Below are 24,203 nucleotides of genomic sequence, written 5' to 3' on the forward strand. Positions count from 1 at the left end.
TTATGGGAGAATCAATAACCATTATGTCAGACGATAGATTAGAAGATATTGAAAGCCCTTTTAAGGTAATTGCTGGGCCTGGTGCGGGTAAAACACATTGGCTTGTTGAGCATATTAAAAATGTATTTCATAATTCAACTAAACTTTCAAATATCTCAAAGATTTCCTGTATCACTTATACTACAGTGGGTGCTGAAGAAGTTCAACATAGATTAAAAAATAATCTGGACAAGGTTGATGTATCTACAATTCATAGTTTTTTATACTCAAATATCGTTAAACCATATGTCCATCTTTTAAAAGGTGAATCAGGAAGAAGGTTGGTCAATATCGATGAAATGGATGGACACAGTGAAAATGTAGCTACAAAAGGAAAGATATATAAATGGCAAACGGAGGTTAGTAATGGCTATATTAGAGACCAAAAAAAGATAAAAAAGTGTTTGGAAAATATTGATTGGGTTCTTGATAATGGTTCTTTTATATTAAAACCAAGAAAGGAATATTTGAGAAGAGTAGGAACATATTACATAAAATTAGAGGATTTACTTACCTACAAACAAATTTTTTGGGATGAAGGGACAATCCATCACGAAGATGTTCTGTATTTTTCATATAGGATATTGAATGAGTTTCCTCTTATTCTCGACCATCTTAGTGCTAAGTATCCATACATGTTTATAGATGAATTTCAGGATACTAACCCCATTCAGTCTGAAATAATTAAATGGTTGGGAAATGCTGGAACAATAATAGGCGTTATTGGCGATCCAGCTCAATCAATATATAGTTTCCAGGGTGCTTCAAGATCCGATTTCGTAAATTTTTGTTTGCCTAATCTCAAAGAATACCAGATTGAGAATAATAGGAGAAGTGGGCAGGCGATTGTTGGAATTTTAAATCATTTAAGGCAAGGTGACTCATTAGCCCAACGTTCAACTCATAATCAAAGTAATAATCCTATCTATTATTTTGAGTGTGCGGATGAAATTACTAAAACGCTTTTGGATTTCCATAATCTAAGACAGGAGTTAGGACTGGAAAATGATTATTGTATTTTGACTCGTAATAATGGATCTGTAAAGAAACTTCGGAATATTGAAGTTACTAATGTTTGGACAAGTTTAAACGAGGCTGACTCGGATAGGGAAAGATTATTAAAATCACTTTTTACTGCTTATATGTTAGTGGAAGATGGTAGAAATGAACTTGCAGTAAAAGAAGTGATACGTTCTCTAAGGACAGATAAAAACAATATATTAAAATCTCCATTCCGAGGAACCCAATTTATTAATCCATTGTCGAAAAGAAGTCTTGCGGTTGATATGCTTGAATTCTTAATGAATGAAATTAAACAATCAGTTGACTTCACATTGTTAAGTATTCTATCAAATACTTTATGAATTCCTGAAAGCAAAAGGATTTAATTTGAAAAAGATAACGAGCGGTAATATTAAAACAATTTCTGAGCAAATAACGATTCAAGAGTTAATAGAAAACCTTATCTTACCCGAAGAAAAGTCTTCAGAAATTAGAACTATTCATAAAGCCAAAGGTGCTGAATTTGAATCTGTACTTTTATATCTTGATGATGTGGAAGAAATAGAAAATATTATTCATCCAGAAATAAATTCCGAAAATGATGATACAAGAATTTACTATGTAGCTCTAAGTAGAGCAAGAGACTTACTATGTATTGCTGGCCCACCATTAATAAAGGTAAATAAAGATAAAATCTCTGAAATGAATATTATAGAAGTTAGTAAGGAAGTAATCTCAAAATAATAAAATCAAGAAGCCAAAGGTTGTAAAACTTGGCAGAGGCTTCTTCATATCTTATTGAAATTAATTGGCTTTAAATAATAGTTTCAAACGTTTACTTAAACGACTAAAAATAAGGAGATGATTATATGACTGAAACTACTTACAAACCGATTGTTGAATCAGAATTAAAAGTATCTGAGTTGTACTCAATATGTATTGACAAATGTATAAAAATTGAAGACGGAGAAGAAAAAGGCGAGCAAGTAGTAATGAGATATAAAAAGAACGGTCAAAGGATTCCAAGACAACCTGCATTTGATGAACTAAGTATTACTAAAGCAATCATTGAAGCCTATAAACAAGGAGTGTTCTCTAAAGAGGCGTTAGATTTGTTAAAGAAGGAAATTAGTGAAATGAAGTAAAAATACCAGATGATAAAATAGACGATTTTTACGATTATGTTCTTTTAAATGCCAAAGCCTTCTTATTTCTTTGTTCAACCTCAATGGTCAACGCTAAGTTTTTTAGGATAATACGAAATATAAACTTCAATCTGGGGAAAAGAGGAATTGGATATGGATAATACTATAATAGAACATTTGGCTTGTGTTGAAATAAACGAATGTATTTTGAAACCTCCATTTCATTTAGTTAGTAACGTTCAATGGAACGATAAGGGGCTTTCATTCGATGGAGATATAAGTCTTTATTCAAATCAGATAAAAAAAGAGGATTTTGTTGGTATTGTACCAATACAAATTAAAGGAACAACCTCAAATAAAAAGACATCAAAGAGAAACAAAATTAAGCATCCTGTAACTAAAGAAGATTTAGAAGTTTATTATAAAAATGGTAATGGAGTATTATATTTTGTTGTTACAATAAACCCCAATACATATATTAGACAGGCATACTACAATATCCTTGCTCCATTAGATTTGAAGGATCTACTAATCAAACTTGAAGCTAATGGAAACCAATCAATTACTATTCCTTTTAAAAAGTTAGAGAGCGGCTCATTGGAAATTATATGTAAACAATTTCTGAGAACTGTTGAAAAGCAACCTAAAATTTATATTGAGGCAGGTTTAGATAAAAAATTTGAGGAATATAGGATTGACTATATAAGACTGCAAGAGGAAACATCCTTTGATTTATTTGAAGAACCTGCATACTTATATGGAGTAAATGAAGGAATTGAAATACCTTTAAGAACTGCTAAGTTACAAGAAGTTAGAACAGTGTTAAACGAAGAAGTTAAAATAGAGGATGAAGAGTTTAATGTAAAATATGAAGTTAGAGAAAGTGAAGATAGAAGGTATTTATTAATTGAAGATTCACTAATCGTAGAAATTATCAAGGAGACAAATAAAGGAAAAATCACTTTATCTAAAGTGAAAAAACTAAGTTCGTATTTGAAGTGTTTAAAAATACTAAAGTTTCTACGAGATTATAATGAGTTACCTTTTACATCATCTGAATTTGTTGCAACCCTGGATAAAAAAGAAGATTTTTCAGACGTTGAAGATGATATTAAAGTATATAAAGATATTATTGGAATTTTTAATCAAATTGGAATAAGCGGAAACTACACTCTTGATGATCATGAAAACATCAGTGAACTTTTTAATGGTTTACTAAGTCTGTTCAAACAAAAACAGTATCAAATGCTTACTTATAGTGAAAACATAGATTTTGAAAACTCTTTGGTTCAAGTTATAAAACTGTCTAAATACATAAAGGTAATGGTTTTATTTAATAAGGAAAATAATGAATATACCGATTTCTTTAGCGAAGAAACACTAAATAAAGTTGCGGGGTTATTGCCAAAAAGAGAGATAAAGAAATATGAATCAGAAGATATAGAAAATGATTATTGGCGGGTTAGTATATATTCCAGTCAAAAATTAAAGATAATGCATGAATGTGCCAACTTTAAGTTAGATGTAATAAAGAAATCATTTGCGAATAAGTATCATGATGTGAATTCTCCGAATACCATTAACACTGCATTGGATTATCTCAACTATTTTGATTTGGAAAATGACGCCAGATATATAGAGATTGCGGAAGATTTAATATCGAGATATCTTAAAATTAATCCTCATGATATTTTGGGGAAAATAAATAAGTATCAAATTAATATTAGAAAATTTGAGGGACTTTCAGAAAAAGAAACAGATGAAGTATTAGATATCCTTGAAGAAGCAGAAAGGGAAAATAATAAGAGTATTTGTTTTGCATGTGAAGTATTGTTAAAAAACAGATCTAAAGCAAAACGGTTATTTGATACACTTGATGATGAAGAGCAAAAAAGCCTTATACCCTATCCAATATACAATTTGTTTCAAGGATTAAAACAATAAAATAATAACAAGACAACTAATACAATTGGATCTAAGGTGGATTCAATTGTATTAATTTTAAATGCATTCCTCCTAAACCAATAGGCTGAGTTATTCAATGTAACTTAGAAAAAAGAGTTATACTACCTGAATTGAAGTTTTCTGATCCATTTCAGAACCAATCCTTGGTTCTTTTTTATTTGTCTAAAAAAGAACCATAGAACTGTAACCGTCAAGTAGTTTTGAACACTTTTTGCTCATTAACTTTGAACACTTTTCGCTTGAAATAAAGACTTTCTATACTTAATTCTATGACTATTCCCGTTAAAATGAAGGACTTCAGAGCGGTGGAGAAGGCGATCTAAAATCGCCGTTGCTATTCCTTGATCTCCAAGTAACTCTCCCCATTCTTCTGGGCCTTTATTTGATGTCAGTATGATAGAACTTCGTTCATAGAGATGGTTTATTAGATGAAAAAATAGATTCGTCTCGTTTTGATCCATTGCCATGTACATGAGATCATCAATTATGATTAGATCAGCTTCTCTAATTCGTTTCATTTTTAGTTGGGACTTTCGAAGGTATTCCTCACTTTTCAATAACGGAACTAATTCCCCCATTGACACAAACGAAACATGATGCCCTTGATGAATCGCTTCTAACCCTAATCCAATCGCCATATGCGTTTTTCCAACGCCAGGTGGACCCAAAAATATTAAGTTAAATGACTCGTCAAGCCAGAAGAGCTCTTGAAGCTGCTTTAACTGTCTCTCACTAAGAGATGGTAGTTCTTTAAGATCAAACTCTTGAAGGCTTTTTTGATAAGGAAACTTTGCCCACTTCAAATGTTTTTCTATCATTTTTTCTTCTCGGCGCCTTTCTTCATATGTAAGCAATTCCCGAAGAAACTCTTGATAGGTCCACGAATGGGATTCTGCTTTCCTCAAAACAGCAGGAAGCTCTTTGGATGTTTCTGACATTCTTAAATGATGCAATTGCCTTTGTAAACTTTCAAAGGAGTATTCCAATTTATAGACCTCCCAAAATCTTAAGATACCCATCATTCTCTTACCGATGCCTTTTCTTTGTAATAAATGGGGTCATTCCTATGGTTGGAATATCAGACGATAAAGTAGTAATCTCTTGTCCCTGAACTCTTGCTAAATGATTTACGACATCATGAAAATCATTGGCACTCCATAGAGTCTGTTCGATGCAAACATCTAAAGCAGAATGAATAAAAGGTTGATATTTTTTAACTGCTCTTTGGATAATTTGAAGCTGATCTCGAATGTACCTTGGATATCGCTTATAAATCTCTTCAAGAAAGAGTTGAATCTTCTCTGGGTCATTAAAGGAGCCTTTTACTGTATCCATATATGCTTGAATACCTTTTGATCTATCTCTAGAGTGGTGTGTATATCTTAATCAACTGACCTTTTCCTCTTGAAAGAGGATGAGTAGCCAATGATACACCTCTTGGTGTCTTTTCGATAATAAGTTCTTCTTCCTCGATTCGAATATAGACCGTATTATCACCCTGTGGTTTATATGTTCCAAGTGGAACCGAATAACGATTAGATTGGTATTTGATTATATTGTCCTTATGCACCGTTCTTGTTATACTTGTTCCATGGTTACTCTCGTAAGAGAGTAGAGAGGAGACTTTTCGCAAGTGTGGCTTTTCCAGGGCAAACACTTCGACAGTATTGTGCACTTGGTAGTTTCCTTTTCTTTCAAGCCATGCTAAACACTCGCTCATTCCATGTGTCAATTTGATTAAACACCCGATTCTTCGCAAAGTTCCTTTTAATAAATTTCACCACATTTTCAATCTTTCCTTTAGGTTCTGGGTCTGCTGCTTTACATAAATAAACGGAAAATCCTCTTTGTTGTTTATAAGCTTGAAACTCTTCCGTATAGATAATGTCGCCACCATTTTCACTTACCGTCATCAGCTTATCTTGGTCATATACGATCTCGTCTGTCCTACCTCCGTAATACTCAAACGCATTCTCATGACAACGCAATACATCACGAGTAGTAAAAGGTCGGTCTTGCCACTCCGCATATTTATACCGTGAATGGGAAAGGACAAAGGCAATGACATATATTTTTATCCAATTCCCCTCAATTGTTCTAACCTTCATTTCCCCAAAATCTACTTGCATTTGTTTTCCCTTTGGTGATTCTTCTACTGCTTCATAATTCCGAAATGTAACTGTTTTAGGTATATGATATTTCCCCCTTAATTCTCTTACATAAGTACGAACAGTACTATCACCAACATTGGAAAAGGAGTACCGCTCCTCTAACCAATCTGAAATTTGCGAAGCTGATAAATCCGGGTGCTCCTTCAACCACCCAATAATTTGATCCTGAAAAGGATCAAGCTTCCGTGTTCTTTGTTTTCAAATCTTCTGCCCACCTACATGCTTCTTCAAAATCCCTCTCTAAATATTCATATACTGTTGTTCTTGATAGGTTGCATTTTCTAGCAATAGCAGCGACTTTAAAACCCTGCCTTTTCAATTGGTGAACTTGCACAATCACTTCTATTTTCAACACCTTCCTGATCCTCCATCGCTTCAGTCATTTTCATACTTTCTAATAATAACTGATTGGAGGTGATTGGAGCAGAAAGTGTTCAGTTTTATCGAGCAAAAACTGTTCAATTTAGTTTAGCAGTTACACCATTTTGACTAATAATTGGAAAAGCATCTGTAAGGTGTCATTATTCTGTCCTTTGCATTGGAAATGTAGTATTTCCAATGCAAAGGACTTTTGTTTGATGTACAAATTACTACTATTAGGTAAATTAACCTATATATTGAATAAATTTAGTTTTTTTGAGACTAAATAAAGCACGCCATTGTCTAATTTATAGGGAGAATAAAGAGGTGATGAAAATTAAAAGATTAGTAAAAAAGCTAAACGTGGAGATAAAGAGGCATTTATTGAAGTGTTTAACTTATATAAGGAGCAATTATATAGAACGGCTTTTTTATACACCAAAAATAAAGAAGATTCCTTAGATGTAATGCAAGAAACTGCTTATCGAGCATTTCGTAATATCTCTAATTTAAAAAATCCCAAATATTTTAAAACTTGGATTGTTAGAATTACTATAAATTGTGCCTTAAATGTTGTGAAATCTAAGAATAAAGTAGTGGATATCGATGAAGGGTATTTGGAAAGTTTAACTTATACTAATGAAGATATACATTTAAAAATTTCAATTGACCACTTACTTTCACTTTTAAAGCCTAATGAGAAGTCAGTGATTATTTTAAAATTTTATTTTGATTATACATTTAAAGAAATATCTGAAACGTTGGAATTACCAATAGGAACTATAAAATCGATTTATTACAGATCGATAGACAAATTACAAAGTAAAGCAGAAAGGAGAGATTTTCTTGAAAAGTAATATTAAGTCAGAAATGAATAAAATTAAGATTCCAAATGAACTAGATTCGTATATAGAATCTGGTGTTAATTCTGCTTATAATGTTAAAAAAATATCAAAAGGCAAAAGTTTTGCCTCTATATCTAAACTTTCACGTAGAAAAAAAAGCTTGTATGTTATCGGAGCTACTTTAGTTGTGTTGCTATTATGTATTAATACTCTCTTACATTCTAAAACGGTAATGGTATTTGCTTCTGAGCTCCCCTTAACATCTAGTTTATTTAATCTTAACCCATTATCTGAGCAAATTACGTCGGACTTAGAAAAAAAAGACTTCTATACAAAAAATATGGATATTAGTGTATCTGTATTTTTTAACAATGAGATAACAATAAAAGTGAAAGAGAATCCAGAATACTTTGCTTCAATAAAGAATGACCTTAAAAATACAGTTGAAAATTTTTTGAATGAGGAAAATTACGAATTATTTCAAGTTAAAGTAGAGAAAGGTGGAGGTACGTATTCGCTTTCTAATACACAAAAACTTGAGAAAGAAAAGGTGCATACGGAGATAGTAGAATCACTATCAAAGATAAAGGTTAAATCAAATTATATATTTGTGGAACCCATTGATAAATATATATCTGTTCACATAAAGAATTCCATGCAAAAGGAAAAAGAGTTGCTTAAATACGCACAATCTATAAAAAGTAAATTGGTTCGTATTACTGATCTCAATGGATATGAAATTCATGTAATTGCGTCAGGTCCTAAAGAGTCCGTTAATGATGATGGTTCGAGCTTCAGACCATTAACAGATTTAGATGCGAAAATTGGAAAATTGGCAAGAGAATTAACAGAAAACGAAAAATACAAAGTTACAGGGTTTTCATTTAAAGAGAATCCACTCACCTTCAAGATAAATACATCCGTAACTACTTCGGATACTGAACATGGAAAGTACTTGAAAAGTTTAGTAAGAGAGTATTTAGAATCATCTAGTACTCCTCCAGTCTTAAAAAGCGATTCTTACCAGCTTTTTATCTATAGTGCGAACGGTAAACAAATTCAATAATGGACATTCCTGTTCTTTTACTTGCTACTATCGTTTCATTTGTCGCTATGATCATTTTTAAGAAATATGATTAGAGGGATGAAGCAATTGTGACTAGGCGAAAAATACACAGTTGAGAGTTGGACATCAGGCAAAGATTGGTATGAAAAATATACGAGCGGAAATGCATAGATAATACACTTACCTTTGTACGGATAATCGAAAAGACAGGCATAACCTGTCTTTTTTAAGCTTGTCTATTATCAGCTACGATTTTCTCACAAGACCATCTTCACCAACATATAAACTACTTCCATTAACATAAAAGGCTTGGCTTGTATCAATTCCCATCATTTCTAGGCCTTTCTTGATTTCCTCGTGATTTTGAACTGCTACCCATGGTGATTGTCCATTTGCAAAACGGATGAAATTGCCTAAAGACTCCGCAATGGTGTGTAAAAACTGATACTCCTCGTCACCGCCAATTCCTTTTACAGCATCAGTATGTTCATTCTGCATTTGTTTTACGATGGCTAAATCCTCTTTAGACAGCTTAGATAAGTCTGGAATTTCATTAGAATCTGTTACGTAAAGCATTTTTCTTACTGTGCTATTAAAAGCATCCACATAAGCACTTCCGAGAGCTGTTTTATCAGTTGAAATATGAACAGAATCTTCTTTCACTGTTACATAAACTTCAGGATTACGATAAGCTGCTAATTTAATCTTTGTTCCAGGTGTTAATGTTAATGCGTTTTTTTCATCTGATAAGGTATTTATTAAATCGTCGAGCGTAAGGAATGGTGCGTCTGTATTTTGCCCTTTTGCACGAATAAAATCTACTTTATTCGTATAAGCGTCCTGTAACTTATTCAAGGATGCAAGATCTATGTTAGTTTTTTCAAGGTAATCATGAAATGTTTGATTGTTCTTTTTAGGATTGGAAAGTTGTTTTGTCTGATTATTGATTTGTTTATTCATGAATAAAGAATTTGTCTCAGAAACTCTCACTGGTTCCTCCTCCTTCCAAATACTGTTATTAAATATTATCGGTATTTTATGGAAGGTTTAAAGGTGATACTTGAATCTTATTCCTATCATTTAAAAGAAAAGTAGTTTCCTGCTGCTGGGGAATCGCTACTTCCTCATGTATGATGAGATGAAAACCCATAGATGTGTAAAAATACACTATGGATTTAATCCTCTACTTGATTCCCATCAGGTTGCTCATCCCACACAGTCACAATAACTCCATCCATATTGTTCCCTGATATTTCATAATGAGAATTAGCAGGGATTTGTACGTTAGTACTGTCGGTGACAGGATAATAAAAAATATCATAATTTTTCCCATTCACATCCGCAGAAATCGTTTTTTCTTCTTTCAGGTAATCCAAATATTCTTCGAGAACGAAATTTTTCTCTTTCATAATCGCGCTGTGAGGCAAGCCTACATAGCGGATGTGCCACGGCTCATACTGAATGCCGGTAATGTCCTTTTTGTTCTCAGGGTAGCGCAATATGAATCCGTATTTCCACGCATGGTTTTCAATCCATTCTCCCTCGGGTGCATCCTCCATTTTCATTTGGGTGGATCCTACATCTAGTGATAAGCCTAAATTGTGTTCACTATGTCCTGGTGGTAAAGCAATATCTGGCCCCATATCTTGAAAAAGGGCTTGTTGGTCACTAAGATCTCGAAAGCCACTAGTGATGGCGAAATGATTAACGCCATCTTTTTCTGCAGCAGCAACCAAATCTGCAAACTCTTTTGCTATTTTTTCAGACAAGTCAATATCGTTATTCAACACTACAAAACCGTTTATCAATTCAGTGTGTGTAAATAAGTTGACGACATCGGTTTTCATACTCTCCGGTTGGACAGGGTAATCACTGTTTACTAAGAGTAAGTTTCCTTGGTAGATTTGTTCCTTTTCAATCTCTATCTTTTTGGTTTTCTCAGAAGTCTCTATCTTCTCTTTTTCCTCATATATTTTGATTTCCACGTTATCCTGAGACAACGGTACGTTCTTATAGGCAATACCAAAGCATAGTACTAGTAAGATTAAAAATCCCCACTTCTTCATTTATTAGTTCCTCCTTTAAGCTGCTATGTGTTTAAGGATAGGAAAAACTATTTAATAAAAGAGTGGGGTAAACTTTAAATTTTTCTTAAAACTTATGGGTTTTGCACTTGCTCTTCCGTGCTACTTTCTTGTGGTAAACGAACTTCAAAAATGGTACGAACGATACTACTTTCGGCAGTGATGGTTCCATGGTGCTGCTCGACAATATTCTTGGCAATAAACAAGCCAATCCCAGTACCCCCTCCTGGATTTGTTCTCGCTTTGTCACTGGTATAAAACATATCAAAGAGGTGGGGCTGCTCCTCTTCAGGGATAGACGTACCATAATTGATAATCTGAACTACGACTTCTCCATGTTCAGTAAAGCCGTTCATATCCACATACTGACCATCACTTCCATAGCGACTTGCATTCGTCAGTAAATTTTCAAACACACGTGCCAACAGCTCTCCATCTCCCAAGATTGGTAATTGGGGAGGGACATTCATTCTAACAGCCAAATGATTTTTTTCGAAGACAGGATATAGCTCCTCCTTTAACTGATGGAGGAGGTCGCTCAGGTTAATAGGCTCCTGTTTAATTGGCAGCATGCCATAGTTCATTCTAGTAATTTCAAATAATTCATCAATAAGTCGTTCTAAACGCTGAGATTTCGTAAAGGCAATCATAAGAAAATGTCTTTTCTGTTCTTCTGTTAAATTTTCATCCTTAAGAATTAAATCTAAATAACCTAAAACAGAGGTGAGTGGTGTACGCAAATCATGGGCCAGGTTTACGACTAACTGATCCTTACTACTTTCCGAAAAGTCGCCTCTTTCGATGGCCTCTTGTAAATGCTCACTCGCTAGATTAATATCTTGTGCAATCACACTCAATTCATCGTTTGATCGAACCTGAACTCGATGTGTAAACTCCCCACGAGCAAGAGAATGAATGCCGTTCGAAATTTCTTTGAAATAGGTAGAATAAGACTTTGTAAGTACAAAGAAAAAGAATATCGAAAGCGGGATAAAAAAGAATAAAAAGAAGTTAATGTCTCCCACTCGGCCTATGAACAATCGCATCTGCACCAAAGGGTCTCCATAATCGACCATCGTATGATAATATAATTGAAGCACTTTATAGAGGATATAGGTGATGCTGCCAGCCATAAGCAAGCTTAAACCGAATAAGAATATCATTTTTGAGCGAAAGCTTTGTAAAAGTTTATCCATTGAATGTGTATCCCACTCCCCATACTTGCTGAAAAATATGTTCCACACTAAATACTTTCTTCGGATATTTCGCTAGTAAATATAAGATGTCAAACTCCTTTGGTGTTAGCTCAATGCTCCTCCCGTAAAGCGTAACGGTGCGCTCATCAGCTGAAATAATTAGCTCTCCATAATCTAAGATGGTTTGAGGGTTGGATTCCGGTTGATTCAGCTTCATAAAACGCCGTAGCTGTGCATTTACCCGTGCAACCAACTCGATCGGGCTGAACGGTTTTGTCATATAGTCGTCTGCGCCAATCACAAGTCCTTGTACCTTATCAAAATCAGAGGTCTTAGCACTCAAAAAAATGATAGGCATATTATACTGTTCACGAATATGACGAGTTACTTCATATCCATCCATTTTCGGCATCATAATGTCCAAAATCAGCAAATCAATTGGCTGAGATTGAATGATATCCATGACCTCTTGGCCATCAGATACTTTTATAACATGGTAGCCTTCTTTTTCTAAATGGATCGCAACCAAGTCGGCAATTTCTTCTTCGTCATCCGCCACTAAAATCGATATACGCTTCAATTCCGTCACTCCTATGTACACTTCTCATCCGTCACTATAAGTATTGTACCTTTACTTATGAGAAAATCCTGCAATTTAGCATAATTTATATCTACTTATGTGCGAGTATAAATGCAATTTTTTAAAATTATAGAGGGGGAATTCTTAAGTTTTCCTTAAATAAGCTGGGGCGTCTTTGCTTTGATTACGATCTTTTATTTCTTGATTGTCTTGAAAGACCCGTCCTCACGCTCCCATTCATAATAATTCCACAAAAGGTCAAACTACATGTAGCACTATTATGGGAGGAATGGTATGTGAATATTGCAGATATTATGACAATCGTTGGATTTGTGGTGTGTACGATTGTAATTCTTATACTCTTAGTTATTGGTTTCAAATTATTAAGTGTAGATAAAAGGCAAAAACAACACCCCATTCTTCGTAATTACCCGTTAATCGGAAGAGTAAGGTATTTTTTGGAGAATATTGGACCAGAGTTACGCCAATATTTATTTAATAACAATCGTGAGGGGAAGCCCTTTTCACGAAATGAGTATCAGCATATCGTGAAAAAGGCGAAATACAAACGTGATGTGATTGGGTATGGATCACAACGGGATTTTGATGAGCCTGGATTCTACATCCGTAATTCTCTGTTCCCTAAATTAACAGAGGAACTAAAGATGGATCGTAAAACGAAAGTCACGACAAACCGCTATCTGTTGGTTAATGAGCCTTTATTTGGACAAAGAGAAGAACGTTTAGATAAGGATGAGTCCGGGGTTTATTTATTGGAAGATGAGGAGGCAATTGTGATTGGGGAACAAACGAGACATCCGTTTAAGGTGAAAGGGCAGATTGGTATGTCTGCGATGAGTTACGGATCCTTAGGAGAGAGAGCTATTACGGCCCTTTCAGAAGGCTTAGGAATTGCTAAAGGGACGTGGATGAATACTGGTGAGGGTGGGATATCTGATTATCATCTAAAGGGTGGTGTAGATATCATCATGCAAATCGGTCCCGGCTTATTTGGGGTAAGAGATGAGGGAGGAAACTTTAGTTGGGATGCATTACTAGAAAAAAGCAAAATTCCGGAAGTGAAAGCGTTCGAGATTAAATTAGCGCAAGGGGCAAAAACACGAGGTGGCCATATTGATGCAGAGAAAGTTACAGAGGAAATTGCCAAAATAAGAATGGTAGAGCCTTATAAATCGATCGACAGTCCAAATCGATTTCGAGAATTCAGTGACTTACCTTCCTTATTTGAATTTTTAGAAAAGGTTCGTGAACATACTGGAAAGCCTGTAGGTATGAAGGTTGTGATTGGAAGTAGTCATGAGGCGGATGAGCTTGCCAAAGCGATTAAGGAAACGGGCATGGGTCCAGACTTCATTACAGTAGATGGTGGGGAAGGAGGAACAGGGGCATCCTACCAAGAATTAGCGGACAGTGTAGGGTTACCGATTCGGTCGGCTCTGCCGTTAGTTGATCATTCTCTTCGAAAATACGGTGTACGAGACAAATTAAAGATTATCGCATCAGGGAAATTGTTTTCCCCTGACCGTATTGCTATTGCACTAGCTATGGGGGCAGATCTGGTGAATGTCGCTAGAGCTTTTATGATAACTGTTGGTTGTATCCAAGCACTACAGTGCCAATCTAATTCATGTCCGGTCGGGGTTGCAACGACAGATCCTGATCTGCAAAAAGGGCTCGTCATTGAAGAAAAAAAATGGCGTACGGCAAACTACTTAATTACGATGCGCAAAGGACTATTCCGGCTATCTGCAGCAGCGGGCATAGATTCACCAACTAAATTTTCAACAGAACACATCGTTTATCGAGACGAAAAAGGAAGGACATGGTCCCTAGAGGATATCTATCAATCAATGGTAAAGCCTAAGAGTATACATGATATTTCTTAATATAGTTTTAGGAAGAAGGTGTAGGAATTGAAAGTTGCAGAACTATTCATAAAATGTTTAGAACAGGAAGGAGTCGAATATATTTTTGGTGTACCAGGTGAGGAAAACATTGATGTAATGGACGCCCTTCACGACTCAACGATTGAATTTATTTTAACACGTCATGAAACGAGTGCAGCTTTTATGGCAGGAACATATGGCAGACTTACAGGGAAGCCTGGCGTTTGTTTAGCCACACTTGGACCTGGCGCAACCAATTTATTGACTGGGGTAGCTAATGCCAATATGGATCTAAGCCCGATAGTTGCTATTACGGGACAAGCAGGACTTGGTCGTCAGCATAAGGTTTCCCATCAATATTACGACATGGTATCTGTTTATGAGGAAGTAACAAAATGGAATGCCCAGATAAAAACGCCCGATATTGTTCCAGAAGTGGTTCGGAAAGCCTTTAAAGTTGCTACCCAGGAAAAGACTGGAGCAACTCATATCGAGCTTCCTGAGGATGTTGCGGGAATGGATGTGGACAGTTCACCCTTAGATATTGTTCGCCACCATCTTTCAGAAGCGGATGAACCAGTCATTAACGAAGCGGCCAAGATGATCGAACAAGCGAAGCGTCCACTACTATTAGTTGGAAATGGAGTAACAAGAGGGGATGCTACGGAAGAGTTAAGGTCCTTAGTAAAGGTGGCCAATCTTCCGGTTGTACATACCTTTATGGGCAAAGGTGCAGTAGCATGGACAGATGAGCATAGTTTACTAACCGCGGGAATAGGTGGGAATGATTATATTACGTGTGGATTTGGTGAATCAGACTTAATTGTTGCGATTGGCTTTGATATGGCTGAGTACTCACCAAAAAGCTGGAATCCGGAGGGCAAAACTCCTATCCTGCACATTGATACACAGGAAGCAGAAATCGATGCGTGCTACCCTGTCCGGTTAAACGTTGTAGGGAATATAAAAGAAAATATAAAGAATATAAAAAAGGCACTTCCAGCAAAAGAAAGGGATTTGAGTTGGGTATCACATGTTCGTGATAAAGCATTTACGGAGCTAGAATCGTTTAATAACGACAATGCATTTCCTGTCAAACCACAAAAAATCATTTCGGATTTACGTTCTGTATTGGAGGAAGACAGCATTGTAATCTCTGATGTAGGTGCACACAAAATGTGGATGGCCCGATTGTACCATTGTTATCAACCGAACACCTGCTTAATTTCGAATGGGCTAGCCTCAATGGGGGTAGCGGTTCCCGGTGCCATTGCTGCAAAAATGGTTCACCCAGAACGTCAAGTGGTTGCTGTATGCGGAGATGGGTCTTTTCAAATGACGAGTGCAGAGCTAGAGACTGCCAAACGGCTAAACCTACCGATTGTAATTCTGTTGTGGCGTGATGAGGGGTACGGCTTAATTGAATGGCATCAAATGAAAGCCTTCAATCGTTCCTCCCATATAAAATTTGGTAATCCAGATTTTGAGCAGCTAGCTAAGTCCTATGGTTTTGAGGCGTTGAACGTTGAAAGGACAGAAGAACTAAAACCAACAATAGAGAAAGCGATATCGTTGAACAAGCCTGTATTAATTGATTGTCCTGTCGATTATCGTGAAAATATGAAGCTTACCGAGAAGCTAGGAAATATTATTTGTTGATTGGAGGTCGTCGTATGTTACAAATTGGTTCCATTATCAACGGTCAAGAACGAGCAGAAGAAAATCGGCAAACCATGATTGTCCATAATCCTTTTAATAACGATAAGGTTGCGGAATTAAAATTGGCAACTAAGAACGATCTTGAAGACGCTGTAACAATTAGCTTTGATACGTTTCATTCTGAAATGAAGAGAATGCCAGCACATGAACGTGCTGACATATTACGAAGAGCAGCGGATTTGCTAACAGCAAAAGCAGAAGATTTTGCAACTATGATTTGCAAGGAAGCAGGTAAACCAATTAAATATAGCCGTGGTGAAGTTGAGCGATCTATCCAGGTTCTCCGTTTTGCTTCTGAGTTAGCAAAAAATATTACCGGTGAAGTGTTGCCAATGGACGCAGCTGTTGGTGGTGAACATCGAATGGGTCTAGTTAAGCGAGAGCCACTAGGTGTAGTGGGGGCTATTACACCGTTTAACTTCCCATTAAATCTTTCTCTCCATAAGCTTGCTCCGGCCATAGCAGCGGGCAACACGGTCGTTTTTAAACCAGCGGAAAAAACACCGGTTTCAGCCTATATGCTTGTTAAGTTGTTTCAAGAGGCAGGTTTACCTGACGGTGTACTTAATTTACTTATTGGAACTGGTGAAGAAGTTGGGGAACCCCTTGTGACGCATGACAAGGTTCATAAAATTAGCTTTACTGGTAGCCTTCCAGTAGGTAGGAAAATTAGGGAAACAGCTGGATTTAAGAAAGTTACGTTAGAGCTTGGATCAAATTCTCCAAACCTATTATTCGAGGATGCAAATATGGAGGATGCGGCTACAGAATTAGTGAAAGGCGCTTTTGCATTTTCCGGTCAAGTCTGCATTTCCGCACAACGAATTTATGTACACAAAGACATCTATGATGTATTCCTTGACACCTACATCCAAAAAACAAAAGCATTACAAATCGGTGATCCAGTCCAGGAAGAAACAGACATTGGCCCGATGATTAATGAAGAAGAGGCGAAGCGGGCTAAGCAGTGGATTGATGATGCAGTAGACAAGGGTGCGAATATCGCAGTCGGCGGCGAGCGGAATGGTTCGATATTATCCCCTACCATCATGACCAATGTGGACGAAAACATGAAAATTATTGCGCAAGAGGTATTTGCCCCGATTGTGTCTATCATTCCATTCCAAACAGAAGAGGAAGTCATCCAGTATTCCAATGATTCCATCTACGGACTCCAGGCTGGTGTTTTTACGAAAGATATTAACCGAGCCATGCGCGTTGCTGATCGGTTAGAAATGGGTGGCGTCTGGATTAATGAAATCTCTACGTATAGGCAGGATAACCATCCATATGGTGGTGTAAAACAAAGTGGCGTTGGAAAAGAGGGCGTAAAATATGCCATAGAAGACATGACGGAAATGAAATTTATTGGGATTAAAATTGATCAAACCAATTAATATATAACGATTGAAAGGTAAATACATTAGTTCATAGTAACAGAATGCTAAACAATGTGATGTGGTTTATCGTTTAAAAAATGGGAGGTGCTGATCTAAGAGGTTAGCACCTTTATTTTTGGAAAGAGAAAAAATTATGGATGTGGTTTCAGAATAAGGCTTGCATTAAGCAAAATCCTAATGGTGAAAAGGGGAAACTTAAGAAACAGATGATGAGTCTTAATACGGAAAATTACATTGACGTTGAAAGGGTTTACATGGTATTATTTGATTAATCGATTAATCAAGAGGGGAACTATATGACGAATATAAAGGATATCGCTAAAAGGGTAGGTGTTTCAACCGCTACAGTGTCTCATGTGTTAAATGGTACTGGGCGAGTTGGGGAAGATACTAGGAAAAAAGTACTTCATGTTATAGATGAACTTAACTATACACCAAATCGGATTGCTAAAAGTTTAAAGGTTAAAAAGACAAGTACACTAGGAATTATCGCGGAAGACGTAACCGTTTTTAATACACCTAGTATTATAGATGGAATAAATGAAGTAGCTGAAAATAATGGACTAGGGATATTACTAGTAAATCTACGGATCTTTCATAAAATGGGAACAGATTTCTCGGATAAAGATAAACTTAGAAAGCTTTTAGCGCAAGCATTTGAACAATTGCATATGAATCAAGTGGATGGAATTATCTATATAGGAACGTATAATCGAGATGTTACAGAGGCTATTCCACCTATTCAAATTCCAGTGGTTTATACATATTGTAAGACTACAAATGAAAGTGACTATACGGTCAATTATGATGATGAAGAAGCTGCATATAAAGCTACGAAGCACCTAATTGAACATGGGCATAAAAAAATTGCTTTAATAAGTGGGAAGGTTGATTCTGTTCATTCGCATGAACGATTTAATGGGTATTGCAGAGCATTAAAGGAAAATGGGGTTACTTTGGAGCCTTGTTTGATTAAGAATGGGGATTGGGAGGTAGAATCTGGTTACTATCTGACTAAGGAACTTCTGGATGAGAAAAACAGACCGACAGCTATTGTAGCTTTAAACGATTTGATGGCATACGGCTCTATAAAAGCAGCGAAAGAAAAAGGATTAAACGTACCTAGTGATCTTTCTATTATTGGTTTTGATAATCGTGAGTTTAGTGCGTATACATCTCCTGAATTAACAACAATGTCGATTCCACTTCACTTAATGGGGGAGAAAGCAACCTACATACTCCATGAATTAATAAATGGTAAAACGTTAGAAGAAAGAGAATTAAAGCTATATTGTGAAATGATTAACAGAAATTCTGTGTGTAAAATTTAGTTTTTTTACCATTTGGTTAAACGATTAATCATTGGTTGGTACATTGATTAATCTTTCATATAAAAGTAATACAACTAAATGAAAGCGCAGTCATAATAAGTTTGCAAATTTAAATTAAATGGAGGTTTGTAACATGCACAAAAGGGTTCAAAGTATTGGGATTATGTTATTGTTTGTATCGCTATTCATGATGTTAGTAGCATGCAGCGATAGTGAGTCGAGTGGAACTGGTGATGGGAGTAAAGAAAAGGTTTTAGAAATGTGGACACGTGAATCAAGTGAATTAAATGTTAGAGCAGCTGTGGAATCTTTTAATGCTGGAGATCATGGTTTTACTGTAAAAGTTAAGGCAATACCGAATGCTAACTTTACTGATCAATTTGTTTCTGCGTTGGCCTCTGATACTGGACCAGATATCTTATCTATTGATCTAGTTTTTGCTCCATATTTTTCTTCGATTGGTGCGCTTAAAGACATTACTGATTTCTATGATTCATTAGAATTTAAAGACCAATTAATGGATTCTATGGTCCATACGGGTAGTTTTAAAGGTAAACAATATGCAGTTCCGTTTAGTGCAGATGTATCCGCTTTATTTTATAATAAAAAACATTTTAAAGAAGCTGGTCTAGATCCAAATGATCCACCTCAAACTTGGGATGAATTGAAAGAAGTTGCGAAAAAATTAACGACAGATGATCGCTATGGTTATACATTCGCAGGAGCTGACGTAGGAGGACAGGTTTTCACATTCTTGCCTTATATCTGGGGGAATGGTGGTGCAGTTCTTAGTGAAGATGGAACAGAGTCTCTTATAAATTCACCAGAAGCAATTGAAGCATTACAATTTTATGTTGACTTAGTGGCCAATGAGAAAGTCACACCTGAAGGGGTTCCTAACTATAGCTGGTCGCAATCACAGGATGCGTTTACATCCGGTAAGGCAAGTATGCTTATCACTGGAAACTTCTTCCCAAGAATTTTAAGTCAAGACTACCCTGATCTTGATTGGGGATTGACATTGATTCCTAAAAACGAAGGCAAAAATCACTCTTCATTCGCGGGTGGAGAATTAATTGCGGTACCGAACTCCTCCAAATATGTAGAAGAAGCTAAGCAATTTATTGAATATGTACTATCTGAACAGGTTCAGGTCGGTGTATTTGCAAAAGAAGGTGGAATACCAGTGCGTGAGGACTTGTTCGCAAACAAATATTTTAAAGAAGAGCCTAGGTATCAAGTATTCACAGAAGCTCTGAAAGTGGCAGAGACACCTTATTCTATTCAGTACAATGAGATTTTTAGTCAACCAGTTTTAAGCTCTATTCAAAGAGCATTAAAAGGAGAAGTATCACCTCAAGAGGCTTTTAGAGATGCCGAGAAGGAGATTAACAAAATCCTAGATTCTAAATAGTTCGTGGGAAGGAAAGGAAGATATCTCCTTTTCCTTTCCTCCAACCATAAAAGGAGGGGTACTTTATGAAGAGCGAATTGGCAATGGGAAATCCTTCTATTTATAAAGGGAGAAAAAAAATAAAATTAAGCCACTTCATTTTTATCGTTCCAGCTATTGTACTAAACTTAGTTTTCTTTTTTTATCCATTAATTCAATCACTGATTATGTCCTTTTATAATTGGCCAGTTCTTGGTGCTAAAACATTTATCGGTTTACAAAATTATATAAATTTAATGCAAGATGATACTTTCTGGCATTCCCTATGGTTTACAGCTAAATATACGATTCTAGTAACACCAGCAATCTTTTTTGTCGCATTTGCACTTGCTTTATTGATTAATAGCAAGCTGCCAGGGATAGGACTGTTTAGATCCATCTATTTTGTCCCTGTTGTTATTTCGATGGTTGCCTGTAGCTTAATGTGGATGTGGGTGTATAACGACCTTTATGGCGTGTTGAATTATTATTTGGTGCAATTTCATATTATAGACGAATCGATAAACTGGCTAGGCCAAGCAAGCACGTCCTTACCAGCAATCACATTTATGATTGCATGGAAAATGGCTGGTTTTACGATGATTATTCTGCTTGCCGGGCTTCAATCTATTCCAGAAGAAGTTTACGAAGCATCGAAAATTGATGGCGCTACAAAATTCCAACAAATTCTATACATTACTACACCCTTGTTAAGACCATCTATTGCTCTTTCTCTTGTCGTATCTGTTATTGGTTCGGTACTAGCTTTTGAACAGTTCCTAATTATGACAAAGGGTGGTCCAGCCCAGGCTACTACTACCGCTGTTCACTTAATATATAATACATCCTTTAAGTATTACCAGTTAGGATATGGAGCTGCTATGACCATAGTATTATTAATCATTCTTGTAATTTTAAGTATGCTCCAATTTAAATTGTTAAAGGATCCAGTTAATTAGGAGGTGGATTGAAGGTGACTAATTTATTATCAAGTATTCGCAAACATAAAGGGTTATATCTTGTCAATGTAGTTGTTGGGATTTTCTTTTTACTACCATTCTTGTGGATCATCAGTACTTCTTTAAAGACACCAAGCAACATTGCTCAGTACCCACCTAAATGGATTCCAGATCAGGTAACCTTTGCTAATTATAAGGAAATATTCATGACAGACAACGGTATATTCGTCAGCTTTTTCACACAAATAGTGTTACATTGACCGTTATCACCATTATGGCAGTTGTTTTGATTAGTTCCCTAGCAGGCTATGGGTTTTCAAAATTAGATATTCCTTTTAAACATGTGTTCCTTACATTCATTCTAATGGCAATGATGATTCCATTTCACGGGCTACTAATACCGTTGTTCTCAATTATTAAAGGCTTAGGTTTGTTGAATACTCATGCTGCGTTAGTACTTATTTATGTGACATTCCAGCTTCCGTTTACTGTTTATATGATGAAAAACTCATTTGATGCTATCCCTACTAGCTTACGTGAGTCTGCGCTTATTGATGGGGCGAGTGAATTTAGAGTGTTTTTTAAAGTTATATTACCACTTGCATGGCCTGGTGTAGCAACAGTTGCTATCTTTTCCGCTTACACTACTTGGAATGACTTTGTGGTTGCGTTAGTATTCGCAAATAGTGAAGGCTTACAAACATTAAACTTAGGATTAACGAATTTGGCAATTGGAGAATACGGAACGAGCTGGGGATTATTGTCTGCAGGTTCTATCATCAGTATTTTGCCGATTATTGTTCTATTCATTTTCTTACAACGATATTTTATTAGTGGATTGACTACTGGAGCTGTGAAGTAGGTTTTATTAATTACAAGATATAATACTTGGAGGTATGCTAGATGAAAACGAAAGAGATAAAGCGTCCGAAGGTAACGATAACGGATAAGTTCTGGAAAGAAAGAATGGAAGTGATTCGGAATCAAGTTCTTCCTTATCAATGGGATGCATTGAATGACCGATTACCGGATACAGAGCCTAGTCATGCCATCGAAAACTTTCAAATTGCAGCAGGTGAGAAAACAGGAGAATTTTATGGAATGGTATTCCAAGATAGCGATGTTGCAAAATGGTTAGAAGCAGTGGCGTATAGTTTAGAAAACAACCCTGATGAAAATCTAGAAAATATAGCTGATGAAGTAATTGATTTATTAGAAAGAGCGCAAGGAGAAGACGGATACTTAAATACGTATTATACCGTTAAAGAACCAGATAAACGCTGGACTAATGTACGTGATAATCATGAACTGTACTGTGCAGGTCACTTAATGGAGGCAGCAGTTGCTTATTATAAAGCGACAGGAAAAGAAAAATTTTTACACATGATGTGCAGGTATGCAGATTATATTGGTACGGTGTTCGGAGAAGAAGGGATAAAAGGGTATCCAGGTCACCAAGAAATCGAACTAGCACTAGTTAAACTCTATGATGTAACTGGAAACGATAAATATCTAAACTTAAGTAAATTCTTTATCGATGAGCGTGGAAAGCTTCCTCACTACTTTGAATTGGAGAAAGAAAATAGAGGGGATACACAACCATTTTGGTTTCATAATGATCATGCCTACAGTCAAGCTCATTTACCTGTTCGTGAACAAAAAGAAGCGGTTGGGCATGCGGTTCGTGCTGTATATATGTACACTGCCATGGCAGACTTAGCTTCAAGAACAAACGATGAATCCCTAAAACGCGCCTGTGAAACACTTTGGGAAAATGTGACACAAAAGCAGATGTATATAACGGCAGGAATAGGGTCGATGGAATTTGGAGAAGCCTTCTCCTTTGATTACGATCTTCCAAATGATATTTCCTATACGGAAACATGTGCTTCTATCGGATTAGTATTCTGGGCGAAGAGAATGCTTGAGCTACAAGCCCATCATACATATGCAGATGTCATGGAGCGTGCATTATATAACGGTACGATAAGTGGAATGGATTTGTCAGGTAAGAAATTCTTTTACGTTAATCCACTTGAAGTTCAACCAGAGGCTTGTGAGAAGCGTCATGAGAAAAAACATGTCAAGCCAGTACGAAAAACGTGGTTTGGGTGTGCGTGTTGCCCCCCAAACATCGCTAGACTAATTGCCTCTATTGGAGAATATATCTATACACAATCAGAGAATGCGTTATTTGTTCACTTATACATGGGGAACCAAACGAAAGTAAATGTAGCTGGACAGCAAATAGACATCACGCAGCAAACAAATTATCCTTGGGATGGTTCCGTATCATTAACCGTATCCCCTGAAACAGAAGCAAACTTCACAATAGCACTTCGAATTCCGGGGTGGGCAAGACATGCAAGTATAAAAGTGAATGGAGAAGTAATGGATTATGGCGAATTGGTTAAAGACGGTTATGTGTACATTAATCGTACCTGGAAAGAAATGGATTCAATTCAATTGGACATTGAAATGACCATTGAACGAATTCAAACCAACCCACTTGTACGGGCTAATATCGGTAAAGTTGCGATCCAAAGAGGTCCAATTGTTTATTGCCTAGAAGAAGTAGATAATGGAAAGAACCTCCCAAGTATTTTCTTACCTAGAGATGCCGAGCTAACCGCAACTTATGATGAGCACCTTTTAAATGGTGTTGTAGTGATCACTGGTAAGGCTGAGCGAATTAATCAAAACGCATGGGGTTCTGACCTCTACCGACCAGCTCGTCAAACAAGGGATATTGTGACCATGAAAGCGATTCCTTACTATGCATGGTGTAACCGTGAAGCTGGAGAGATGATTGTATGGGTTAATGAAAGATAATATTTTAATATAAGATAGAAGAAACGAACTACAGAACATAATTAAAGTTAATTTCCTTTAGTCAAAGATCGTCAAATAGACGGTCTTTTTCTATTGTTATTTAAGGGGATTTTGAAGTGCTTTTATTTGGATATGCCATTTCAAAGGTAGACTACATTCCTTCCCTCTAG

The 24,203-nt window shown here is 36.2% G+C and carries 23 protein-coding genes and 1 pseudogene; 15 read left to right on the plus strand and 9 right to left on the minus strand.

Going from position 1 to position 24,203, the window contains the following annotated elements:
• Nucleotides 1-2 precede the first annotated feature (2 nt).
• The 4 genes from FN924_RS04245 (at nucleotide 3) to FN924_RS04260 (ending at nucleotide 4,130) form a co-directional block, all read left to right on the plus strand.
• Nucleotides 3-1,403 carry a UvrD-helicase domain-containing protein gene (locus FN924_RS04245; protein ID WP_143892205.1) on the plus strand — a complete coding sequence of 467 codons (1,401 nt, stop codon included), beginning with the start codon at nucleotides 3-5 and terminating at the stop codon, nucleotides 1,401-1,403.
• A 25-nt stretch (nucleotides 1,404-1,428) separates the two neighbouring features.
• Nucleotides 1,429-1,785: a 3'-5' exonuclease gene (locus tag FN924_RS04250; RefSeq protein WP_158633929.1), complete on the plus strand. Its 357-nt coding sequence runs from the start codon at nucleotides 1,429-1,431 to the stop codon at nucleotides 1,783-1,785.
• Between the two features lie 125 nt (nucleotides 1,786-1,910).
• A complete protein-coding gene (locus FN924_RS04255; RefSeq protein WP_143892207.1) occupies nucleotides 1,911-2,186 on the plus strand; it encodes a hypothetical protein in 276 nt (91 codons plus the stop codon).
• Between the two features lie 153 nt (nucleotides 2,187-2,339).
• Nucleotides 2,340-4,130 carry a DUF4365 domain-containing protein gene (locus tag FN924_RS04260; RefSeq protein ID WP_143892208.1) on the plus strand — a complete coding sequence of 597 codons (1,791 nt, stop codon included), beginning with the start codon at nucleotides 2,340-2,342 and terminating at the stop codon, nucleotides 4,128-4,130.
• A gap of 239 nt (nucleotides 4,131-4,369) precedes the next feature.
• On the opposite strand, the gene istB is transcribed toward FN924_RS04260, so the two are convergent.
• From istB to FN924_RS19220, 5 genes are read right to left on the minus strand one after another with little or no spacing between them, the layout of a single operon-like run.
• Nucleotides 4,370-5,137, minus strand: a complete 768-nt coding sequence (gene istB / locus FN924_RS04265) for an IS21-like element helper ATPase IstB (protein WP_143892209.1) — start codon at nucleotides 5,135-5,137, stop codon at nucleotides 4,370-4,372.
• A gap of 40 nt (nucleotides 5,138-5,177) precedes the next feature.
• Complete coding sequence (locus tag FN924_RS19205) at nucleotides 5,178-5,486, minus strand: hypothetical protein (protein ID WP_228409560.1); 309 nt, start codon at nucleotides 5,484-5,486, stop codon at nucleotides 5,178-5,180.
• A gap of 28 nt (nucleotides 5,487-5,514) precedes the next feature.
• Entirely contained in the window at nucleotides 5,515-5,826 is a 312-nt protein-coding gene (locus FN924_RS19210) for a Mu transposase domain-containing protein (RefSeq protein WP_228409561.1), read from the minus strand.
• A gap of 19 nt (nucleotides 5,827-5,845) precedes the next feature.
• Complete coding sequence (locus tag FN924_RS19215; RefSeq protein ID WP_228409562.1) at nucleotides 5,846-6,469, minus strand: DDE-type integrase/transposase/recombinase; 624 nt, start codon at nucleotides 6,467-6,469, stop codon at nucleotides 5,846-5,848.
• A 28-nt stretch (nucleotides 6,470-6,497) separates the two neighbouring features.
• Nucleotides 6,498-6,677, minus strand: a complete 180-nt coding sequence (locus FN924_RS19220) for a helix-turn-helix domain-containing protein (protein ID WP_228409563.1) — start codon at nucleotides 6,675-6,677, stop codon at nucleotides 6,498-6,500.
• Between the two features lie 388 nt (nucleotides 6,678-7,065).
• On the opposite strand from FN924_RS19220, the gene FN924_RS04275 reads away from it, so the two are divergent.
• Complete coding sequence (locus tag FN924_RS04275) at nucleotides 7,066-7,539, plus strand: sigma-70 family RNA polymerase sigma factor (RefSeq protein ID WP_267129019.1); 474 nt, start codon at nucleotides 7,066-7,068, stop codon at nucleotides 7,537-7,539.
• Complete coding sequence (locus FN924_RS04280) at nucleotides 7,529-8,593, plus strand: hypothetical protein (protein ID WP_143892211.1); 1,065 nt, start codon at nucleotides 7,529-7,531, stop codon at nucleotides 8,591-8,593. Before FN924_RS04275 ends, FN924_RS04280 begins: the two co-directional genes overlap by 11 nt.
• A 246-nt stretch (nucleotides 8,594-8,839) precedes the next feature.
• On the opposite strand, the gene FN924_RS04285 is transcribed toward FN924_RS04280, so the two are convergent.
• The 4 genes and pseudogenes from FN924_RS04285 to FN924_RS04300 form a co-directional block, all read right to left on the minus strand.
• On the minus strand, nucleotides 8,840-9,583 hold the full coding sequence (locus FN924_RS04285; protein ID WP_143892212.1) for a hypothetical protein: 744 nt from the start codon (nucleotides 9,581-9,583) through the stop codon (nucleotides 8,840-8,842).
• Between the two features lie 185 nt (nucleotides 9,584-9,768).
• Nucleotides 9,769-10,659, minus strand: a complete 891-nt coding sequence (gene vanY, locus FN924_RS04290; RefSeq protein WP_143892213.1) for a VanY-A/VanY-F/VanY-M family D-Ala-D-Ala carboxypeptidase — start codon at nucleotides 10,657-10,659, stop codon at nucleotides 9,769-9,771.
• A gap of 92 nt (nucleotides 10,660-10,751) precedes the next feature.
• A complete protein-coding gene (locus FN924_RS04295; RefSeq protein ID WP_143892214.1) occupies nucleotides 10,752-11,873 on the minus strand; it encodes a sensor histidine kinase in 1,122 nt (373 codons plus the stop codon).
• Nucleotides 11,869-12,453 (minus strand): annotated as a pseudogene (locus FN924_RS04300) (response regulator transcription factor); the annotation flags it as partial. The gene FN924_RS04295 and the pseudogene FN924_RS04300, both read right to left, overlap by 5 nt.
• 296 nt (nucleotides 12,454-12,749) lie before the next feature.
• Here FN924_RS04300 and FN924_RS04305 point away from each other — a divergent pair.
• The 9 genes from FN924_RS04305 (at nucleotide 12,750) to FN924_RS04340 (ending at nucleotide 24,033) form a co-directional block, all read left to right on the plus strand.
• Nucleotides 12,750-14,360: an FMN-binding glutamate synthase family protein gene (locus FN924_RS04305; RefSeq protein ID WP_194709687.1), complete on the plus strand. Its 1,611-nt coding sequence runs from the start codon at nucleotides 12,750-12,752 to the stop codon at nucleotides 14,358-14,360.
• 27 nt (nucleotides 14,361-14,387) lie between these two features.
• Nucleotides 14,388-16,019 carry an acetolactate synthase large subunit gene (locus FN924_RS04310; protein ID WP_143892216.1) on the plus strand — a complete coding sequence of 544 codons (1,632 nt, stop codon included), beginning with the start codon at nucleotides 14,388-14,390 and terminating at the stop codon, nucleotides 16,017-16,019.
• 14 nt (nucleotides 16,020-16,033) lie between these two features.
• Nucleotides 16,034-17,476 (plus strand): aldehyde dehydrogenase family protein, encoded by a 1,443-nt coding sequence (locus FN924_RS04315; protein ID WP_143892217.1) that lies wholly within the window; start codon nucleotides 16,034-16,036, stop codon nucleotides 17,474-17,476.
• A gap of 299 nt (nucleotides 17,477-17,775) precedes the next feature.
• Nucleotides 17,776-18,810, plus strand: a complete 1,035-nt coding sequence (locus FN924_RS04320) for a LacI family DNA-binding transcriptional regulator (RefSeq protein ID WP_143892218.1) — start codon at nucleotides 17,776-17,778, stop codon at nucleotides 18,808-18,810.
• A 133-nt stretch (nucleotides 18,811-18,943) separates the two neighbouring features.
• Nucleotides 18,944-20,224: an ABC transporter substrate-binding protein gene (locus FN924_RS04325; RefSeq protein WP_143892219.1), complete on the plus strand. Its 1,281-nt coding sequence runs from the start codon at nucleotides 18,944-18,946 to the stop codon at nucleotides 20,222-20,224.
• Between the two features lie 65 nt (nucleotides 20,225-20,289).
• On the plus strand, nucleotides 20,290-21,201 hold the full coding sequence (locus tag FN924_RS04330; RefSeq protein ID WP_228409564.1) for a carbohydrate ABC transporter permease: 912 nt from the start codon (nucleotides 20,290-20,292) through the stop codon (nucleotides 21,199-21,201).
• Nucleotides 21,202-21,215: 14 nt separating this feature from the next.
• Nucleotides 21,216-21,461 carry an ABC transporter permease family protein gene (locus tag FN924_RS19225; protein ID WP_228409565.1) on the plus strand — a complete coding sequence of 82 codons (246 nt, stop codon included), beginning with the start codon at nucleotides 21,216-21,218 and terminating at the stop codon, nucleotides 21,459-21,461.
• Nucleotides 21,458-22,063, plus strand: coding sequence for a carbohydrate ABC transporter permease (locus FN924_RS04335; RefSeq protein ID WP_228409566.1), 606 nt, complete (start codon nucleotides 21,458-21,460; stop codon nucleotides 22,061-22,063). Before FN924_RS19225 ends, FN924_RS04335 begins: the two co-directional genes overlap by 4 nt.
• A gap of 41 nt (nucleotides 22,064-22,104) precedes the next feature.
• Complete coding sequence (locus FN924_RS04340) at nucleotides 22,105-24,033, plus strand: glycoside hydrolase family 127 protein (RefSeq protein WP_143892220.1); 1,929 nt, start codon at nucleotides 22,105-22,107, stop codon at nucleotides 24,031-24,033.
• Nucleotides 24,034-24,203 lie beyond the last annotated feature (170 nt).

This window comes from Radiobacillus deserti (assembly GCF_007301515.1).
In the GTDB taxonomy this organism is placed as follows: Bacteria; Bacillota; Bacilli; order Bacillales; family Amphibacillaceae; genus Radiobacillus; species Radiobacillus deserti.

Bases quoted from the DNA above. Each gene is read 5' to 3' on its own strand.
- FN924_RS04245 (WP_143892205.1), top strand. From the start codon at position 3: ATGGGAGAATCAATAACCATTATGTCAGACGATAGATTAGAAGATATT.
- FN924_RS04255 (WP_143892207.1), top strand. From the start codon at position 1,911: ATGACTGAAACTACTTACAAACCGATTGTTGAATCAGAATTAAAAGTA.
- FN924_RS04260 (WP_143892208.1), top strand. From the start codon at position 2,340: ATGGATAATACTATAATAGAACATTTGGCTTGTGTTGAAATAAACGAA.
- FN924_RS19205 (WP_228409560.1), bottom strand. From the start codon at position 5,486: ATGGATACAGTAAAAGGCTCCTTTAATGACCCAGAGAAGATTCAACTC.
- vanY (WP_143892213.1), bottom strand. From the start codon at position 10,659: ATGAAGAAGTGGGGATTTTTAATCTTACTAGTACTATGCTTTGGTATT.
- FN924_RS04295 (WP_143892214.1), bottom strand. From the start codon at position 11,873: ATGGATAAACTTTTACAAAGCTTTCGCTCAAAAATGATATTCTTATTC.
- FN924_RS04315 (WP_143892217.1), top strand. From the start codon at position 16,034: ATGTTACAAATTGGTTCCATTATCAACGGTCAAGAACGAGCAGAAGAA.
- FN924_RS04320 (WP_143892218.1), top strand. From the start codon at position 17,776: ATGACGAATATAAAGGATATCGCTAAAAGGGTAGGTGTTTCAACCGCT.
- FN924_RS04325 (WP_143892219.1), top strand. From the start codon at position 18,944: ATGCACAAAAGGGTTCAAAGTATTGGGATTATGTTATTGTTTGTATCG.
- FN924_RS04330 (WP_228409564.1), top strand. From the start codon at position 20,290: ATGAAGAGCGAATTGGCAATGGGAAATCCTTCTATTTATAAAGGGAGA.
- FN924_RS04340 (WP_143892220.1), top strand. From the start codon at position 22,105: ATGAAAACGAAAGAGATAAAGCGTCCGAAGGTAACGATAACGGATAAG.